Origin of the sequence: Clostridium sp., from assembly GCF_051650885.1 — a bacterium.
GTDB lineage: Bacteria > Bacillota > Clostridia > Clostridiales > Clostridiaceae > Clostridium.
Window position 1 is genome coordinate 18,650 of sequence record NZ_JBOFRG010000139.1, and the last position, 15,388, is coordinate 34,037.

Consider the following 15,388-nt stretch of genomic DNA (forward strand, 5'->3'; position numbering starts at 1 on the left):
ACTCCCGCAACATAAAATTGCGGGAGCTTGTACTTTTTTAGATTAAACTTAAACTTATTAATAAAGATCTATTTACTTTTCTCATATCCGAATCTGTCATATGTCCGATTTTTTCTTTTAATCTTTTTTTATCTAACGTTCTGACTTGTTCTAACAACACTACAGAATCTCTGTTAAGTCCATACTCTTCCGATGATATTTCTACATGAGTTGGTAGTTTTGCTTTATTAATTTGTGAAGTTATAGCTGCAACAATAACTGTTGGGCTATATCTATTTCCTATATCATTTTGAATTATTATAACGGGTCGTATTCCACCTTGCTCCGAGCCTATAACTGGACTTAAATCAGCATAGAATATATCCCCTCGTTTTACAACCATAGTCGCCATCTAATTTATCACTCTCCGCAAAGCCATTCTTCATATCCATTAACATCTTTCAATTCATCCTCTACCATCATTGCCATTTCTAAGTTTAAGAAGGCCATTTCTTGATATCCCTCTTTCATTTGAACTTCAATTTTTTTTGTAAAAGGGCTATCAATATATACTATTAATTCTTCATCATTATATTTACTCTTTTTTTCTTTAAAATACTTTTTTTTCAACTCTTTTTGACAAAACATTAAAATTCCTCCCATAAAACAAGAGTCTTTACATAAGGATTATATCTTTTTAACTGTTATTTTGTCAAAATTTTCACTTCTTCTCTTTTAAAGGTAGTTTCTAGTTCCTACTATTTTCCCATCTTTTTTATAAACTCTAGGTACTCTTTTTCCTATCATGCATAATACTTCATAGTTTATAGTTCCAATTTCTTCTGCAATATTATCTGCATTATAAACACAATGATTACTCTCACCTAATAGAATTACTTCTTCTCCTACCTTAATCTCTTTAATTTTATCTACATTTACCATACATTGATCCATACATATTCTTCCTACTACTGGAACTAGCATATCTTTTATTATCACTTTTGCTTTTCCTGATAATAATCTAGTATATCCATCTGCATATCCAATTGGTAATGTTGCAATTTTCTCTCTATCTTTTGTTACATATTTTCTTCCATAACTTATGTATGTTCCTTCTTCTACTTCTTTCAAATGAACTACATTGCTTTTTAATGTTAATACTGGCTTGATTTTTATTTTTTCTTTTTTCACTTCATCTGATGGATAGTATCCATATAAAATTATTCCTGGTCTTACTCCATCATAATAATATTCTTCTAAATCAATTATTGTTGCACTATTTGCAATATGCTTTATTCCTACGTTTATTTTTCTTTCTTCAAGTTCCTTTACAACCCACTTATATTTTTCAACTTGCATTTTAGTATATTCCTTATCTTCTTCATCTGCAGTTGAAAAATGTGTGAATAATCCTGTTATCTTTATGTTTTCTAATTTGCTTATTTTTTCTATTTCTAAAATATTTTCTGCATTAGGTAAAAATCCAATTCTCCCCATTCCTGTATCTATTGATATATGAATCTTTGCTTTTTTACCTAACTTCTTTGCAACCTCTGATAATTGCTTTGCATATTCAAAGCTAAATACAGTTTGTTCTATATTATTATTTATAATTTCCTCTGCAAAGCTTATTGGAGTATATCCAAGTATTAATATTTCTTCTTTTATCTCATTATTTCTTAATTCAAGAGCTTCTGTTATTACTGCTACAGCTAATCTGTCTGCACCATTTTTTAATAATGTTTCCACTACATTAATTGCTCCATGTCCATAAGCATCTGCTTTTACAACAGCAATTATCTCTTTATCTTTTGCTAATCTTCTTATTTCTTTTATGTTATTTTCTATAGCATCTAAATCTACTTCTGCCCAAACTGGTCTTATGTTTTTCATTTGTCGCACCTCTTCTTACTTACACTTATCTTTCTTTTCAAAATCTCTATATTGGATTTTTACTCTTTCTTCTCCGTTTACATCCTGTATCTTTATTAACATTGGTATTTTTTCTTTTTTGTCTATATAAAGAATTGCCTTATCTAAATGTTGATTGTTAGAAACAATATCAATACTAACTTTTGTATATTTTAAATCTTCCCATTCTGCAGAACCCTCTTCAATACTTATTATAGGATATTTTAATAATTCATTTAATACTGATAAAATATAAAAACTATCTGTATCCTTTTCTAAATTATATTCTTTTCCATCCTTGTATTTCATTTGAATAGAATCCTTCGTATAAGTTTTTACTAACCTATCTCCAAACTCTATAATTGGGTCATGATTTTCTGAATAATGAACCTTTGCTTTTTCTAAATACTCTCCTCTTGCATTCCTAACTGTAAATTCAACAATAGAATTGTATTCTTTCATGTTTTTCATCTTATCCACTAATTCTTCATTTGATATTCCTATAATATTTCTTATAGCTATCAGAGTACCTATAATTATAATTGGTAAAATAACTATTCCTGCTAATTTTACCTTTCTTTTAATATCTCTTTTCTTTTCTTCGCTTTTATTTTCTAATAGTTTCATTTTTCCCCCAGTAATTAATGTTTCTTTATACTAATATTAATTAACTGAGGATTTTATTCTAATTTTCACATAATAATTCTTCTATTATTTTTGGCAGTGCTTTTATTATCTCCCTTGCACTTACTGAATAACTCGTTTCGCCTAACTTATCTCCTGCATAGCCATGAATATATGCTCCTAATATTGCACTGTCTTTTCTATTAAGACCCTGCCCTATTAAAGATGCTATAATTCCAGTTAAGCAATCTCCCATACCACCTGATGCCATCTTACTACTTCCTGTTTTATTTATAATAACTTCTTCTCCATCAGTTATTATAGTATTATATCCTTTCAATAGTAAAATCACATTTCTTTCTTTTGCAAACTTTTTAGCTATTTCTATTTTATTTTTTTCAATTTCTTCAATTGAAATACCTGTCAGCCTACTCATTTCACCCAAGTGTGGTGTAAGTACTGCTCTTCCTTTTATATGCTTATAAAGGCCTTCATTCTCACTTAATATATTTAAGCCGTCTGCATCAATTACTAAATCCTTAGTCCATTCTTTTATTACTTTTTCTAATATATCCTTACTTTCCTTTGTATTTCCCATGCCAGGACCACAGGCTAAAACATCAAACTTTTCTAAGCCATCAATCTTATATGTACTATCATATTCTTTTATCATAGCTTCTATTGTTTTACTTTTTAATATTGTACTAATATCTTTGTGTACAATCATAGTAACTAAACCACTACCCATTTTAATTGCGGTCTCTGCTACTATATATACCGCTCCAACATACTCATTACTTCCTCCAACTATCCCCACCTTTCCAAAGCTTCCTTTATGTTGAGTCTTATTTCTTTTAGGAATTTTATTTATATAATCTCTTTTTTCAAGAGTATATATCTTTTCTGTATTCTGTTTCTTTATACTGTCAGGTATATCAATTTTTATTATACCCACTTTCCCAATATTTTCTATAGCATTATTATATATAAAGCCTTTTTTAAAACACTCAACGGTATATGTTTTTTTAGCATTTACACATATCCCTAAAGTTTCTCCTGTATTAGCATCTAATCCTGATGGTATATCTATAGATATTGTATTTCCACACTCATTTATCTTTTCTATAACCTTCTTATAAATTCCTTTTACTTCTCTATTTAATCCTATTCCAAAAAGTCCATCCACTATAATAGCATCTTCAGTAATATCATCGGCTAATTTTAATATATCTTCAGCTTTTTTTATAAAAATTAAGTCTATACCCATATTTTTTATAATCTCTAAATTAATTTTAAAATCCTCGGTTCCTTTTTCACCTACAATATATATCTTTACGCTCTTCCCCTCTAAAAATAACTTTCTTCCTATAGCTAATGCATCTCCACCATTGTTTCCTGTACCTGCTATTATAATAAATTTAGAAGCTTCATTTACTAACTTTTCTTTTATTCTTTCTGCTGCATTTTCCATCAACACTATTGAAGGTATTCCAATCTCTTCAATGCATTGTTTATCCATTTTTGCACATGCCTCTTTACTTAAATATTCCATGATACCTACTCCTCAATTATAACCATTGCTATTGCCGAAGTTTTATTATGTGAAATTGTAACGTGAAACTTTGATTTTTCCAGTTTAAATTTTTCTACTATTTCCTCGCTTACCTTTATGTATGGTCTTCCAAGAGAATTCCTTAATATTTCTATATCTCTCAAACCTATTCCTCTAAAACCTGTTCCTAATGCCTTACTAAAAGCTTCTTTCCCTGCAAAATTCCCTGCTATTGTTTCCATCTTCATATTTTTACTCTTAAAATATTCAATTTCTTCTTCTGTAAATACTTTAAATAAGAAACTTTCAGTTCTTTCTATAGCCTTTTGAATCCGATTTATTTCAATTATATCATTCCCTATTCCGTAAATCATATGACTCCTCCTTAGTTATTATACTCTCTTTATTATAATCCAAGTACTGCAAAATCAGCTACTGATTCATCAATCATTTCTCCTGCTATATCAATTAAATGTAATGGTGATACTTGATTATTGTACAATTTTTCCAAAAGTTCTTTGACTTTTTTTTCATTTGGCGAAATTAATTCAACACACTCTTTATATGAATCAATAATTTCCTCCCCTATACAATCTACTCTTTCAATCTCTATCCCGTATACATCACTCTCTTTAAATTCACTTTTTATTAATCTATAATTATACTTTCTTTCTATCCCATTACTACTTCTCACAAATACAAAATTCTCTTTAATCATCTCTATACCCCCCTAAAATTTATCCCTCCATTGAAATATAACATATTTTTTCTTTATTTTATGTCAAACGGTGGCTATGAAAAAAATTTTTTTTCATCCTATTCTTTTAAACTTTATTCTTTTTATCTATTTTTCTCCATATTATTATTCATATATTTCCACTTTTGTCTGTTTACTTGTCGAAAAATATATTTTCCGGGAAATACTCCTCTTTTTTTTACATTCTATTCCTTAATTTACTTTTTAAATGCTATAATATAGTTATAAAATTTTAGGAGGTATATTATGTCTATTTTGGTTTGTGGAGGTGCTGGCTACATAGGAAGTCATATGGTAGCTGAGTTACTAGAAAAAGGAAAAGATGTTGTTATTTTAGATAATCTTGAGAAAGGTCATAAAGATGCTCTTTTAGGTGGTAAATTATATATTGGCGATTTACGTGATCGTACTATTTTAGATAAAGTATTTTCAGAAAATGATATAGAAGCTGTTATTGATTTTGCAGCATATTCTTTAGTTGGGGAAAGTATGACTGAACCACTTAAATATTTCAATAATAATGTTTCTGGAACTATTACACTTTTAGAGGCTATGAAGGACCACAATGTTAAATATATTGTTTTCTCTTCAACTGCTGCAACTTATGGTGAACCTGAATTTGTTCCAATAACAGAAGATTCAAAAACTATTCCAACTAATGCTTATGGTGAATCTAAGCTTTTAGTTGAAAAAATATTAAAATGGTGCGATACAGCTTATGGTATAAAATATACTACTTTAAGATATTTTAATGCTGCAGGTGCTCACATAAATGGGAAAATTGGAGAAGATCACTCACCTGAAAGTCATCTTATTCCATTAATCTTACAAGTTGCTTTAGGTAAGCGTGAAAAAATAATGATTTTTGGTGATGATTATGATACTGAAGATGGAAGTTGTATTAGAGACTATATTCATGTTTCTGACTTAGCTTCTGCTCACTCATTAGCTCTAGAAAGATTAATGAATGGTGGAGACAGTAAAATCTTCAACTTAGGAAATGGAACTGGATTCTCTGTTAAAGAAATGGTTGAAAAAGCTAGAGTAGTTACTGGACATCCTATTCCTGCTGAAATTGCAGAGAGAAGAGCTGGTGACCCTGCTATTCTTATTGCCTCTAGCGAAAATGCTATGAAAGAACTTAATTGGAAACCAAAATTTAATTCTGTTGATACAATAATAGAAACTGCTTGGAATTGGCACAAAAACTTTCCAAATGGTTATAATAAATAAGAAAATGGGAGTATGCTTAAATAGCTACTCCCATTTTCTCTCTTCTTCTAAAACTGAATTTACCTCAACTCCAAATATAAATACCATTGATGTAATATAAAGCCATGTCATTAAAACAAATATCGTTCCTAGACTTCCATAAATTCTTGAATAATTTGAAAAATTATTTACATAATACGAAAATCCACCTGATGCTACAAGCCATCCTAATGTACTTATGATTGCACCTGGAAATACTTCTCTTAGCTTTATCTTCTTCGCTGGTCCTATTTTGTATATAACAGCAAATACAACTATTAATATAACTATAATAGCTCCATGTCTTACAACATTCCAAAGAAAAGAAACTAAATGTCCAAAAGGTAGTATTTCATTTAAATATCTTCCTATTACATCTCCGAATACGGACATTAATAACGTAGATACTACTACTAATGCCATTGCTATAACGCCAAGCATTCCAATAATTGACCTTTTTATAAATGACCTATTCTCTTCAATTTCATAAGCTCTATTAATACTTTTTATAACTCCTCTAAATCCAGTTGATGCACTCCAAAGAGTTACTACAATAGACACTCCTAAGATTCCTGTATGTTGGTAATCTACTACTTCTACTATAGTGCTTTTAGTTAAATTAAAGACCTCACTAGGCAATAGTCGTTGTAGCCACTCTAAAACATCAGTTGAATTTAAATGACTAAAACCTATTAAGGTCATCAAGAATATTAAAAATGGGAAAAAAGCTAGCATTAGATAATATGCAAGTTGTGCTCCTGATGCAAATATATCATCCCTTTTTATCTTAACAATCAAGTATACTATCGTATCAATGATAGATTCTCTCTTTACCTTTTTTTTCATAAATTTTCACCATATCTTATTTTTTATTTTTAGTTTTTATAATTCATCTTGAACATATTAACATATATATATATATTAAGTAAAACTATTCCTCTTTTAACTTTTTTATATTTATCTATTTAACTCCCTCCTCTTCTTAAATCTTGAATATTATGGTAACATATTATTAATAATTATTTTTTTATTAATAAGGAGTATTTAAAATGATTTATAATTTAGAAAATAAACAAATTAAATTAACTGCTAGTACCTTTGGAGGTGAACTTCATAATATTACATCTAAAATAGATAATATTGAGTTCTTATGGAATGGTGATGCATCTTATTGGAAGTATCATGCTCCTATATTATTCCCTACAGTTGGAAAAGTTATTAATGGAGAATACAGAGTTGATGGGAAAACGTTCAATTTACCTCAGCATGGTTTAGCTAGAATTTCTGAATTCAAATTAATAGAGGAATCAAATACAACACTTGTATTTTCACTTTCATATTCTGAAGATACACTTAAAGTATACCCTTATAAATTTGAACTTATGATAAAATATGAGCTTTTAGACAATAAGGTTATTATAACCTATACTGTTTTAAATAAAGATTCAAAAGAAATATTCTTCTCAATAGGTGCACACCCTGCATTTATGTGTCCTCTTATGCCTGAAGAAACAATGGAAGACTATTATTTTGAACTTAATAACAACGAAACTTCATCCCTTTTAGCCTTAAGTGAAAATGGTTATTTCTTAAAAGAAAAAATACCATTCTTCAATAATGAAAATACAATCGCCTTAAAGAAAGATACCTTCAAAAACGATGCCTTAGTTTTTGATGATTTAAAATCTAATATTGTAACATTAAAATCTAAAAATCATAATAAAAGTCTTTCTATGGACTTTACAGATTTCCCATTTATGGCATTTTGGTCAATGCCAACTGGAGCTCCATTCGTTTGTATCGAGCCTTGGTTTGGACACGCCGATTATGAAGGTTTTGATGGCGAGTTAAAAGATAAAGAAGGAATTCAAAAACTAAATGTAAATGAACGTTTTGAATGTTCTTATACTTTAACTATTAATGTATAAAAAAGGAGAACCCTTAGATTATTTCTAAGAGTTCTCTTTTTTAATACCATTCATCTGGTAATATATTTTTATATTTATATTGGAAATACCTATCATCTATAAGCAATGCTCTTCCTTTATCCTCTTCGCATCGTATTACTCTACCAACAGCTTGCATTACTTTATTTATACCTGGATATATATATGCATAATCAAATCCTTTTTCTTCAAAATAATCCTTAATTATTTCACCTTCAACAGATATTTTAGGAAATCCAACTCCAACAATAATAGTTCCTATAAGCTTATCACCTGGAAGGTCAACACCTTCTGAAAACATTCCTCCAAGTACTCCAAGCCCTACTATATTTTTTTCTTTTTCAAATTTTTCTATAAATATCTTTTTTTCCTTTTCATTCATATATTGATCTTGAAGCATAAGTGTCATTCCATCTATAAATTTTATTTCACTAAAAGCTAAATCTAGATACTCATATGATGGGAAAAATACTAGATAATTTCCTTTTTTCTCTTCAATAAAGTTTTTAATCTCTTTACATACTAGGCTTAAAGTTCTTTCTCTATCCTTATATCTTATACTTATACTTTTCTTTATTACTTCTAAATTTTCTTTATCAAAGGGACTTTGGAGATTTATTCTATATGCTTCTTTTTCTCCAACTAGCAATTCTTTATAGTAATTCATAGGTGTTAATGTTGCTGAAAATAGTATATTTCCTCCTGTCCCCTTTAATATTCCACCTATTTTCTCTGATGGATTTACACAAAACATTTTTAATATAACCTCTTCACCATTTTTCTTTACATAAGTTATATAATCTTCTCCATAAATCTCACCAATAGCTAGAAATTTATTTATCTTAAAATAGACATCTAAATATTCATCTATAAACTCTTCATTTTTCAATTCCGTTAAAGCCTCTTCACTTTCTCCAATAAATCGTCTTAAATGATTAAATATCTCTCCTGGAGGTTCTGCCATATTAAATGTATCATCTTCTATTTCTTCGCACTCTTTTCTTAGCTTTATAAATACTTCATTTACTTTACCTAATAAATTATATATAAACTTATTTTTATCTTTAATTTTCTTTCTCAATCCCATAATATCAGCTTTACTCAGGCTCGCAGAATACATTTCCCTTCCTCTGTTCACTAAATTATGACACTCATCTATAAGTAAGATTTTCCCCTTATCTTCATCTTCTTCAACTCTTCTTAATGCAACTCTTGGATCAAATATATAGTTGTAATCACAAATAACACAATCACACCAATAAATTAAATCTAAAGATAATTCAAACGGACAAAGCTCATGCTTTTTACCAACCTCTAGAATATCATCACTATATATATGTTCTCCCTTATTTAAGAATACTTTTATTACTTCCTTATTTTTTTCATAATAATTTCTTGCATAAATACATTCTTCTGGGTTGCAACTAACCTTATCATTTAAACACATTTTTTCTTTTGCTCTTATTGATAAGCTTCTAAAGTATAATCCTTTGTCTCTTAATTTCTCTAAAGTATCCTCTGCTACCTTACCATTAATTCCTCTAGCAGTAAGATAAAAGATTTTTTCTTTATCTAATGCCTCTATTGCTTTTATAGCTGGAAATAATGTGGATATAGTCTTCCCTATTCCTGTAGGTGCTTTTGCAAAAATTGTTTCTTCTTCTCTTATAGTTCCATATATTGCTCTCGCTAATCTTAATTGTCCTTTTCTATATTCTTTAAATGGAAATTCTAAAGCTCTTATAGTTAAATTTCTTTTTTCTCTATAATCAGTTAATAATTTAAAATATATTTTATACTCTTCTATAATATTAAATACATAACTCTCAAGCTCTTCTAAAGACACTTTCTTTCTAAAAAGTTTAACCTCTTCTGTATCTATCTTATAATACGTTAACTGTAAATCAATATCTTTTAAATTCTCATTTAAAGCATATATATATGCATAAAATTTTAACTGAGCCCAATGAACCTCTCTCTCATCAGTTATGTCATCTATATCTTTATATGTTGACTTAATCTCTTCAACAATAATAGCCTCATCATCAATTATTATTCCATCTGCTCTTCCTTCAATTCTTAAGATAAAGTCATCTAAGTCAAACTCTTTTTTTAAATAAACCTCTTTTGTATATTTCTCATATACCTTTTCATTATTTCCCTGTACTTTCTGATGTGCCTTAGTTCCTTCCATTGCTCTTTTATTGCTAGTAAATCTGTTATCAATACTACCCTCTCTAAGGATAAATTCAACTAAACTTCTTACAGATTCCTTTATTATTATTTTACTCAAAAAAACACCTCCAAAACTAGCATATATCCATTATACATTATTTAATTTTATTTGTTTTGCTCTAATCTGCTAACAGCATTAGATAAATTATTTATACTTGTTATTAGCACTTCCATCTTACTTTCTATTCGTATTAATAAATAAAACGAAACTCCTATAGGAAATCCAACATTACCTATCAATTCCATAAATCCCTCCATATTATCTCCCCCCTTTCATCTATTACATATGCACCTCTAATTAAAAAGTAAATTTATTTTCTCTCTAACTAAATTAAACTAAATATTTAATTATTTATATAAAATTTCCAAAAAAAAATCACATGGCAATCTTTTACGATTTAACCATGTGATTTAATATTGACTATATAATAAAAAAGATTTTATCTATAAAATATCTCTTTAATCTTCATGATATTCTTTTACTATTTTCTGAACTAATTTTTTTATTACACTTGCTTGTGCTATCAATGATAAAACTAACATAAATGTTTTTATTTTATCTTCTTCATCAGAACCTAATTTTAGTTCTTTTACTAAATTATCTAATCTTTCCTCAGTATCAGTTGATGTTCCTATAAAGGAATCTAAGCTTTCTTTTTGTGTTTCCGAAAATACCTTGTATGCTGTTTCCCAAGAAATTATATCATCTGTTCTATCATTTATTTCATTAAATGCAAGACTAAATACTTTTTTTATTTCATCTGTAGTTAAAACTGGTCTCATATAGCTCAATAAAACTAATTGAACTAAATGAATCTTTGTGTATCCTCTCTTTTTACCATCCTCTGGCTTTGTTATAACTTCACTTTTAATATAATTTTGCACTATATTATTTGTGTAATTATCCTCTGTAAATTTATCATTTAAATAATCTATTACCTGTGATAAAAATAAATCATATTGTGGTAACTCATCATATGCTATCATACTGTTTCTTGACATTTCTTCCGTTAACTCTGCTATATACTCTGAATCTATTTTTTTAGACATATCATTCACCCTTACTTTCTATTTAATTTATATAAAACTTTATAATTCAATCTTTATGTAATCATTTTCTTTGGTTATTTATAAATATTTTATAATTCATACCTTAATCAATTATTTCTATAATATTATTATATAGTTTATATAAACCTTTTACAAGTTAATTTTATCATCTTTAACTACTTCTCTTATGCTCTTTTTCTGTCATTTTATTACATCTCCATCACTCATTTTTCGACTTTATTTTCTATTTTCGCCCTTCATAACAAAAAATATACATTTTATGTTATGATATTATAATGTTTGTCTTTATTTTTTATAGTTTTCTGATAATATTTTAAATAATATTAGTTAATAATTTTTTAATTTGTAAAGTATTGACAATAGAATTATTTGGTAGTATATTATAAGCATAGTATTTATTGATGTTTTTTGTAGTTTATTAAAAGTTAACATTTATCGGTTGACTTTAAATTACAGTTTTGGTAAGATAACATAGTGAAATGTCGAAACTTGTAGGATAAGATACACAATTTATTTTTAGGAGGAACCTTTATGAAATCAACAGGAGTAGTTAGAAGAGTAGACGAATTAGGAAGAATAGTTATACCAATAGAGTTAAGAAGAACTCTTGATATAGCTGAAAAAGATGCATTAGAAATATATGTAGACGGTGAGCAAATCATCTTAAAGAAATATGAGCCAGCTTGTATTTTCTGTGGCGATGCTAGAGATGTAGTTAACTATAAAGGAAAGAATATCTGCAAAAATTGTTTTGCTGAACTTAAGAAATAATTAGAATTTCTATTTACATATGATTAATTTGGTTAAGCTAGTATTTTCATAATACTAGCTTTTTAGTTAAAAGCTAACTTAAAATTTTTCAAATAAAAATACACTCCTAAAATTTTTTGGGAGTGTATCTTTCTTTTGTTCGGTCTGCCCTTAACTTCTTTATATTATATTTCAGTAGAGTACTTATATATTACACTCTTTTTTTCTTTTCTATCTTTTGCTACCATTTTTATAGCATCTTTTTTACTTAATCCATCATTTATATATTTTTTTATATGCTCTTCAATTGTTAAGCCTTCCCATTCTTCTTTACTTTCTTGTTCAAACTCCTCTTCAGTTTTTCCATTCATAACTAAAACAAATTCGCCTCTTGGCTTATTTTCTAAAAAGTGTTCTTTTACTTCACTTACACTTCCTCTTACTATTTCTTCATGTAACTTAGTTAACTCTCTACATGCAGCAATTTGTCTATTTCCTAGATTCTCTTCTATAAAAGTTAGTGTACTTAATAATCTATGTGGAGCTTCATAAAAAATTATAGTTTCTCTCATCTCTTTTATTTCTTCAACTAACTCTTTTCTATCCTTTGTTTCTCTTGGAATAAATCCTCTAAAAGCAAACTTTGAATTTTCAAGTCCTGAATATATTAAAGCTGTTGCGAATGCAGTTGCTCCAGGTAGTACTTCAAAGGCTATTCCTTCTTCAATGCATTTTTTCACTATAACACTTCCTGGGTCTGATATCCCTGGCATACCTGCATCACTTACTAAAGCTATGTTAACCCCTTCTTTTAACTTTTCTATAATTTCATTACTTTTCCCTTGCTCATTATGCATATGATAGCTTATTAATGTTTTCTTTATGTCAAAATGATTTAATAGCTTCAGCGTTTGTCTTGTATCTTCTGCTGCTATAATGTCTGCATTTTTTAAAGTTTCTAAAGCTCTCAATGTTATATCTTTTAAATTTCCAATTGGTGTTGCCACTAAATATAATTTTCCATTATTCATTTTTATTTCTCCCATAAATTTCATTTATTTCATCCGTTGTAGTTCCGTCTTCATTATAAACAAATAATGGACTTTCCCATTTCAAGAATGCTCCTCCATCTCTTTGCCCTTCTACTAATACAATGTTAGGCGCTTTCCCTATCTTTGGATGAACCATTTGTACTCTTTTTGGTTCTATTTTATATTTTCTCATTATAGTTATAATATCAGCTAACCTTTCTGGTCTATGTACCATAAATAATCTTCCATTATCTTTTAATAATATTCTACTAGCTTCAATTACATTTTCTAAATTGCACATTACTTCATGCCTTGCTATAGCTAATTTATCAGATGGATTAACAATCCCTGCATTATTTAGCTTATATGGTGGATTTACTGTTACTACATCTGCCTTTTCTAAACTCTTTAGTAACTCTTTATTTTTTAAATCACCTTGCATAAATAAAATATTTTCTTTTTTATTTAATGATACACTTCTCTTTGCCATATCTACAAATTCTTCTTGTATCTCTAGTCCTAAAATCTGTTTAGGTTCATACTTTCCTTCTAATAAAAATGGTACTATCCCTGTTCCAGTACATAAATCAATAACATTATGCTTTTTTTTAACATTTGCAAAATTTGATAATAAAACAGCATCGATTCCAAACTTAAAACCATCCTTTTTTTGAATAAGCATTAGACCTTTTAATTGTAAATCATCTAAATTTTCATCGTTTCTAATAAGTTCTTTATTCACTTTTATATTCTCCTTATTAATTATGTAACTAATTATACATTAAAGATTTTAACATAACAATCTTTCCAACTCTTAGTTTTTCTTCTAAGTTAGTTCTTAAATAGTATCTATTATCATATAATTAATTATATCTCACTTCTTCTTCCTAATATTTATTTAGTAACTTCTTTATAGCTTCATTTTATAACTGTAAAAAAGCCTATTCAATATTTTTAAATATCGAATAGACTTAATATTCATTTTATAACTATAGTACTCTTCTACCTGCATAGAATGACCACATTGGTGAAACTTTAATTACGTCTCCAGTTCTTGGGGCATGAATCATATTTCCTCCACCAACATAAATTCCAACATGTCCTGCACTAGTGAATACTAAATCACCAGGTTGTAGTTGTGATCTTGATACTGCTGAACCAGCATTAACTTGATCATAAGTAGTTCTTCCTATATATCTACCTGTAACCTTTTTATATACATAGCTAGTGAATCCTGAACAGTCAAATGAATTTGGTCCTGTTGCACCCCAAACATAAGGTTTTCCAAGATGTCTATAGGCTTCATTTAGTACTGCCTGAGCACTTCCACTATCAACAGGTGGTGCTGTTCCACCAGTGCTACCTCCAGTACTTCCTCCAGAGCTTGTCCCACCGTTTCCACCATCGCCTCTGTTAGCTTCTGCTTCAGCTTGTGCACGTGCTTCATCTTCTTTACGTTTTAAATTAGCTTTTCCTTTTGTTACAGCAGCTTCTATCTCCGCCTTAACAGTTGGACTCTTTATCTGACTTCTATTTAACTCATTTATTTGAGATATAGCACTCTTTAATGCATTTATTGAACTATTACTATTAGTTAATACTTCAATTTGACTAGCTACAACTTGTCTCTCATATCTTGCTAAATATTTTTTATCAAATTCTTTTTGAGCAGCTGTTGCTTGTTCTCCTAAAACTTCTTGCTCTGCTTTTAATTTTTCTGCATTTGCTAACTCAGTTTCAGTCTGCTTGTTTAGTTCTTCTAATTTTGTTTTCTTTTCAGAAATTGACTTCACTTGCTCGTCCAATTTCGCTTTATCATTTTTTAAAGTTTCTACCGCATCTTTATCTATAGTTATTAATCTTGTTGCAATTTCAACTCTGTTTATTAAGTCTCCAAAACTACTAGCACCAAAAATAAGTTCTAAATATCCTATTTGTCCGCCTGATTTATATAACTCACTTAATCTATTCCCTAATACTTCTTCTTGCTTAGCTATCTTTTCTTTGCTTTGCTCAATCTCTTTTTGAGTATTTTCCATTTGTTTTTCTAAGTCAGACATTTGTTTCTTATTATTCTGTATACTTACAACTAATGGTTCTATTTGTGAATTAAAAGAGTTAATCTTATCATTTATCTTGGCAATGTTTGCTTGCATTTCTTCATATTGATCTTGCGCTGCTTGTACCTCTTTATCTACTGGTTCTGCACTTGCTATCATAGATGGCATTGATACATTTAATGCTAAAGATCCTGCAATTACTGCAGCTAAAATTTTTCTTT

The 15,388-nt window shown here is 28.5% G+C and carries 17 protein-coding genes; 3 read left to right on the forward strand and 14 right to left on the reverse strand.

Annotated features, from left to right (window positions below; genetic code table 11):
- Positions 1 to 37: 37 nt before the first annotated feature.
- The 7 genes from ACRC28_RS06670 to ACRC28_RS06700 form a co-directional block, all read right to left on the reverse strand.
- Positions 38 to 391 (reverse strand): type II toxin-antitoxin system PemK/MazF family toxin, encoded by a 354-nt coding sequence (locus ACRC28_RS06670; RefSeq protein WP_438542670.1) that lies wholly within the window; start codon positions 389 to 391, stop codon positions 38 to 40.
- An 8-nt stretch (positions 392 to 399) separates the two neighbouring features.
- Positions 400 to 627, reverse strand: a complete 228-nt coding sequence (locus ACRC28_RS06675) for a hypothetical protein (RefSeq protein ID WP_438542671.1) — start codon at positions 625 to 627, stop codon at positions 400 to 402.
- A gap of 87 nt (positions 628 to 714) precedes the next feature.
- Positions 715 to 1,872, reverse strand: a complete 1,158-nt coding sequence (gene alr, locus ACRC28_RS06680; RefSeq protein WP_438542672.1) for an alanine racemase — start codon at positions 1,870 to 1,872, stop codon at positions 715 to 717.
- A gap of 15 nt (positions 1,873 to 1,887) precedes the next feature.
- Positions 1,888 to 2,517 carry a germination lipoprotein GerS-related protein gene (locus ACRC28_RS06685; RefSeq protein WP_438542673.1) on the reverse strand — a complete coding sequence of 210 codons (630 nt, stop codon included), beginning with the start codon at positions 2,515 to 2,517 and terminating at the stop codon, positions 1,888 to 1,890.
- A 58-nt stretch (positions 2,518 to 2,575) separates the two neighbouring features.
- The gene (locus tag ACRC28_RS06690) at positions 2,576 to 4,066 is read right to left on the reverse strand and encodes an NAD(P)H-hydrate dehydratase (protein WP_438542674.1); all 1,491 of its coding nucleotides are present in this window, start codon (positions 4,064 to 4,066) and stop codon (positions 2,576 to 2,578) included.
- A 5-nt stretch (positions 4,067 to 4,071) separates the two neighbouring features.
- Positions 4,072 to 4,440 (reverse strand): holo-ACP synthase, encoded by a 369-nt coding sequence (acpS, locus tag ACRC28_RS06695; protein WP_438542675.1) that lies wholly within the window; start codon positions 4,438 to 4,440, stop codon positions 4,072 to 4,074.
- A 32-nt stretch (positions 4,441 to 4,472) separates the two neighbouring features.
- Entirely contained in the window at positions 4,473 to 4,784 is a 312-nt protein-coding gene (locus tag ACRC28_RS06700) for a DUF6514 family protein (protein ID WP_438542676.1), read from the reverse strand.
- A gap of 285 nt (positions 4,785 to 5,069) precedes the next feature.
- Here ACRC28_RS06700 and galE point away from each other — a divergent pair, with 285 nt between their 5' ends.
- Positions 5,070 to 6,056 (forward strand): UDP-glucose 4-epimerase GalE, encoded by a 987-nt coding sequence (gene galE / locus ACRC28_RS06705; protein WP_438542677.1) that lies wholly within the window; start codon positions 5,070 to 5,072, stop codon positions 6,054 to 6,056.
- 24 nt (positions 6,057 to 6,080) lie between these two features.
- Here galE and ACRC28_RS06710 read toward each other — a convergent pair whose 3' ends face one another.
- The gene (locus ACRC28_RS06710; RefSeq protein ID WP_438542678.1) at positions 6,081 to 6,920 is read right to left on the reverse strand and encodes a YihY/virulence factor BrkB family protein; all 840 of its coding nucleotides are present in this window, start codon (positions 6,918 to 6,920) and stop codon (positions 6,081 to 6,083) included.
- 203 nt (positions 6,921 to 7,123) lie between these two features.
- Here ACRC28_RS06710 and ACRC28_RS06715 point away from each other — a divergent pair, with 203 nt between their 5' ends.
- Positions 7,124 to 8,002, forward strand: coding sequence for an aldose 1-epimerase family protein (locus ACRC28_RS06715; protein ID WP_438542679.1), 879 nt, complete (start codon positions 7,124 to 7,126; stop codon positions 8,000 to 8,002).
- A 40-nt stretch (positions 8,003 to 8,042) separates the two neighbouring features.
- Here ACRC28_RS06715 and ACRC28_RS06720 read toward each other — a convergent pair whose 3' ends face one another.
- The 3 genes from ACRC28_RS06720 to ACRC28_RS06730 all read right to left on the reverse strand — a co-directional run bounded on the left by ACRC28_RS06720 (position 8,043) and on the right by ACRC28_RS06730 (position 11,305).
- A complete protein-coding gene (locus ACRC28_RS06720) occupies positions 8,043 to 10,313 on the reverse strand; it encodes a helicase C-terminal domain-containing protein (protein WP_438542680.1) in 2,271 nt (756 codons plus the stop codon).
- Positions 10,314 to 10,360: 47 nt separating this feature from the next.
- Positions 10,361 to 10,513, reverse strand: a complete 153-nt coding sequence (locus tag ACRC28_RS06725; RefSeq protein WP_438542681.1) for a YvrJ family protein — start codon at positions 10,511 to 10,513, stop codon at positions 10,361 to 10,363.
- A gap of 201 nt (positions 10,514 to 10,714) precedes the next feature.
- Positions 10,715 to 11,305: a DUF1836 domain-containing protein gene (locus tag ACRC28_RS06730; protein WP_438542682.1), complete on the reverse strand. Its 591-nt coding sequence runs from the start codon at positions 11,303 to 11,305 to the stop codon at positions 10,715 to 10,717.
- Positions 11,306 to 11,857: 552 nt separating this feature from the next.
- Between ACRC28_RS06730 and ACRC28_RS06735 the strand changes: the two genes are divergently transcribed.
- Positions 11,858 to 12,097 (forward strand): AbrB/MazE/SpoVT family DNA-binding domain-containing protein, encoded by a 240-nt coding sequence (locus tag ACRC28_RS06735; RefSeq protein ID WP_002596649.1) that lies wholly within the window; start codon positions 11,858 to 11,860, stop codon positions 12,095 to 12,097.
- A 164-nt stretch (positions 12,098 to 12,261) separates the two neighbouring features.
- Here the strand turns inward: ACRC28_RS06735 and rsmI are convergent, their stop codons facing one another.
- The 3 genes from rsmI to ACRC28_RS06750 all read right to left on the reverse strand — a co-directional run.
- Positions 12,262 to 13,107, reverse strand: a complete 846-nt coding sequence (gene rsmI, locus ACRC28_RS06740) for a 16S rRNA (cytidine(1402)-2'-O)-methyltransferase (protein ID WP_438542683.1) — start codon at positions 13,105 to 13,107, stop codon at positions 12,262 to 12,264.
- A complete protein-coding gene (locus tag ACRC28_RS06745; RefSeq protein WP_438542686.1) occupies positions 13,100 to 13,870 on the reverse strand; it encodes a tRNA1(Val) (adenine(37)-N6)-methyltransferase in 771 nt (256 codons plus the stop codon). Before ACRC28_RS06745 ends, rsmI begins: the two co-directional genes overlap by 8 nt.
- A 226-nt stretch (positions 13,871 to 14,096) precedes the next feature.
- A partial coding sequence (locus ACRC28_RS06750) for a C40 family peptidase (protein WP_438542684.1) occupies positions 14,097 to 15,388 on the reverse strand: 1,292 nt, incomplete at its 5' end.

What these genes read in the sequence shown, in the direction of transcription:
- ACRC28_RS06670 (WP_438542670.1), bottom strand. Translation starts at nt 391, where the DNA reads ATGGCGACTATGGTTGTAAAACGAGGGGATATATTCTATGCTGATTTA.
- ACRC28_RS06675 (WP_438542671.1), bottom strand. Translation starts at nt 627, where the DNA reads ATGTTTTGTCAAAAAGAGTTGAAAAAAAAGTATTTTAAAGAAAAAAAG.
- alr (WP_438542672.1), bottom strand. Translation starts at nt 1,872, where the DNA reads ATGAAAAACATAAGACCAGTTTGGGCAGAAGTAGATTTAGATGCTATA.
- ACRC28_RS06685 (WP_438542673.1), bottom strand. Translation starts at nt 2,517, where the DNA reads ATGAAACTATTAGAAAATAAAAGCGAAGAAAAGAAAAGAGATATTAAA.
- ACRC28_RS06690 (WP_438542674.1), bottom strand. Translation starts at nt 4,066, where the DNA reads ATGGAATATTTAAGTAAAGAGGCATGTGCAAAAATGGATAAACAATGC.
- acpS (WP_438542675.1), bottom strand. Translation starts at nt 4,440, where the DNA reads ATGATTTACGGAATAGGGAATGATATAATTGAAATAAATCGGATTCAA.
- ACRC28_RS06700 (WP_438542676.1), bottom strand. Translation starts at nt 4,784, where the DNA reads ATGATTAAAGAGAATTTTGTATTTGTGAGAAGTAGTAATGGGATAGAA.
- galE (WP_438542677.1), top strand. Translation starts at nt 5,070, where the DNA reads ATGTCTATTTTGGTTTGTGGAGGTGCTGGCTACATAGGAAGTCATATG.
- ACRC28_RS06710 (WP_438542678.1), bottom strand. Translation starts at nt 6,920, where the DNA reads ATGAAAAAAAAGGTAAAGAGAGAATCTATCATTGATACGATAGTATAC.
- ACRC28_RS06715 (WP_438542679.1), top strand. Translation starts at nt 7,124, where the DNA reads ATGATTTATAATTTAGAAAATAAACAAATTAAATTAACTGCTAGTACC.
- ACRC28_RS06725 (WP_438542681.1), bottom strand. Translation starts at nt 10,513, where the DNA reads ATGGAGGGATTTATGGAATTGATAGGTAATGTTGGATTTCCTATAGGA.
- ACRC28_RS06730 (WP_438542682.1), bottom strand. Translation starts at nt 11,305, where the DNA reads ATGTCTAAAAAAATAGATTCAGAGTATATAGCAGAGTTAACGGAAGAA.
- ACRC28_RS06735 (WP_002596649.1), top strand. Translation starts at nt 11,858, where the DNA reads ATGAAATCAACAGGAGTAGTTAGAAGAGTAGACGAATTAGGAAGAATA.
- rsmI (WP_438542683.1), bottom strand. Translation starts at nt 13,107, where the DNA reads ATGAATAATGGAAAATTATATTTAGTGGCAACACCAATTGGAAATTTA.